The 2,564-nt window shown below is 73.4% G+C and carries 2 protein-coding genes; one reads left to right on the top strand and one right to left on the bottom strand.

What is annotated here, in order from left to right:
• Window positions 1–115: 115 nt before the first annotated feature.
• Entirely contained in the window at window positions 116–1,951 is a 1,836-nt protein-coding gene (locus ACFQ80_RS18450) for a SpoIVB peptidase S55 domain-containing protein (RefSeq protein WP_430564664.1), read from the bottom strand.
• A gap of 142 nt (window positions 1,952–2,093) precedes the next feature.
• On the opposite strand from ACFQ80_RS18450, the gene ACFQ80_RS18445 reads away from it, so the two are divergent.
• Window positions 2,094–2,564: hypothetical protein (locus ACFQ80_RS18445; protein WP_430564663.1), on the top strand; the 471-nt coding region annotated here is incomplete at its 3' end.

Genomic DNA, 2,564 nt, shown 5'->3' with positions numbered 1-2,564 from the left:
TCTTCTGTTATCACGTCATTCACCTTCGCGGTGATGGTCTGCGTGCGGGGCGGCCCGCCCGTGCCCGGCACCGGGGCCTCGTGCTGTCCGGGGTCGTGCTGCCCGTCGTCCGTCCTCAGGAGGTGACGCGGACCTGCAACTCCCTCTGACCGTTCACGACGCGGGTCATGACGTCGGAGGTCCGGGTCCGCTCGTACGCGGTCCTGCCGCTGCCGATGACGAGGCTCAGCTCCAGCTCGTCGTTGCGCAGGTTGCCCTGCAGCAGCTTCTGGACCGAGTCGAACGACGTCGGGCCGAAGAACTCGTCCTGGAACGAGTTGCCGCCGACGACGGTGACCACACCGCTCTTGCCCTTGAGGCTCTTCGGGATCGTGAAGTCCTGGCGGAAGACCGATCGCGTGGCGCCGTCGGTGCCCAGCAGCTGGGTCCGCAGCACGAGGGTGTGGCCGGCACGGACCTTCGCGGTCTTGCCGGTCACGTCGATCCAGCGGCCGCCCGTGCGCTGCTGGATCTTCACCACGCGGAACCGCTCCCGGAAGTTGCTGACCCTGACCTCGTTGGTCACCCCGGTGAGCTTGACGTTCGAGACGGACGAGAGCGTGCCCACCACGGTCGGGAGGTCGAGGGCGCCCGCGGTGCCGACGTCCTCGGCCGACTGGTACCGGTCGGCGTACCGCAGCCGGAACGGGGTCCCGCTGCGGGTGCCGGTGATCGTCCAGGCCTGCGTCTCGGACCCGCCGGCGATCCCGTCCACCACGCGGTCGTGGTTGGCCATTCCGGCGAGGAGGGTGACGTCCGCGAGGGCGGCCGGGTCCAGCACCTGGGTGGTGCCGGTGCGCGTCTTGCTCCCGTGGGCCACCGTCGACCGGACCGGCGTGGCGGTGGGCGAGGCGCCGAAGGTGCCGGCGATCCCGGCGAGACGGTCGTCGGTGACGGTGCCGCCGAGGTCGCCGAGGTTCGCCACCTTGAACGGCACGCCGAGCGGGTCCTCCTGAACGTAGACCGCGTCGGCGGCCGCCAGCCCGAGGCGGGTCTTGCCCGTGAAGTTCAGCGGGTGCCCGAACGCGACCACCCGGTTGCCGCACACCGAGGTCGCGGTGCCGATGCCGGCGAAGGTGATGTCGCCGTGCGACAGCACCGCGGCCACGTTGCCGCCCGCGACCACGGTGTCGATGCCGGCGGCGGCGGTGCCGCTGGACCGGCCGATGCGGTAGGAGTCCGCCGTCACCAGCTCGCTGCCGCCCGCGGCCTTGACCGCCGTGCGGGCGCGCGCGAGGTCGATCCCGCCGACGCCCATCGGCATCGGCAGCTGCCGCAGGCCCTGGGCGGCCTCGGACCGCGTCACGTCGGTCTCGGCCGCGATCCGCGTCGCCAGGCGGGAGGTCACCGCCACCTCGGGCGCGGCCTTCGCGGCGCCGAGGTAGCCCTGCATGTCCTCGAACGGCGTGATGCCCGCGACGGGAGAGCTCCCGAAGGCGAGGCCGTACGCGACCGCGCCGATCAGGCGCCCGTCCTCCGCGTACACCGGGGACCCCGACATCCCCTGCCAGATGCCGCCCGCCGCGTCGATCGCCGGGGAGTGGAGCTCGGCGACGATCATGTCCAGGTCGGGGGCGATGCCGTCCGACAGCACGCCGAGCACCTCGCCCGTGAACGCCTGCGGCGTGGTCCCCTTGCTCACGGACAGCCCGTTGACCGGCGCCCCGCTCACCACCTCGGCGACCGGGAACGGCACGGCGCAGTCGGGGGTGGGCGCCGCCGTCGCCGTCGGGCCGACCGCCACCAGGCCGGCCAGCACCAGCGCGCCGGCGGCGCCGGACGCCGTCAGCCCGGCCGCACGACGACCGCCCCCGGATCCGGGGAGCCGTCGCCGGCCGCGAGCCGCAGGGCGTTCTTCGATGGGGGGAGTGGGCGGCGTCGCCCGGCCGTCCCCTGCGGCAATCTTCGACATTCCGACAGCATCGTCCACCGCAGGTCCCGACGTTCCGATGAGCACGGGTGAAATCGCGGCGCTCGCGCCCTCCACGGAGCATGCAAGAGCGCCTCGCGTCGCGACATGATGTCGACGAGGGACCGCATCAGGAGGGCCAGCAGTGCCGACGACCAGTGACACGACGCCGCCGCCGGAGCGCGCGCCTCGCCTCCGCCTGCCGCTCTGGGCCGCAGCCGCAGCCCTCGGCATCGTCGCGCTCACCGTCGTCGCCGCCGTCGTGCGGCCTGGCATGACCGACCCGCCGCCACAGGTGTGCCCGGCGATCGGCTACTCCAGCGTGCTCGAGGTGACCCTCGAGGGAGACACGTCCTACGTGGCGGTGCTCCAGGTGCGCGACGGGGACCAGTGGCAGCCGCCCTATCCGCCGGACGCCGAGGTGCCCGCGATCCCGACGTCGCACGACGGGGACACGTGGACCTTCACCCTCTTCTCCTCGCCACGCTCGATCATGCTCCGCGCGCTGGACGACGACGGGGACGCGCTCGCGCGGACGGAGGTCGACGTCGGCTGGGAGCGCGTGGGCGGGACCCCCGAGTGCGGGGGCCCGGCGGAGGCCGAGACCGCCTGGGTG

The organism is Isoptericola sp. NPDC056578, assembly GCF_042793275.1.
Taxonomy (GTDB): Bacteria; Actinomycetota; Actinomycetes; order Actinomycetales; family Cellulomonadaceae; genus Isoptericola.
This window is presented reverse-complemented; position numbering and strand designations above follow the sequence as displayed.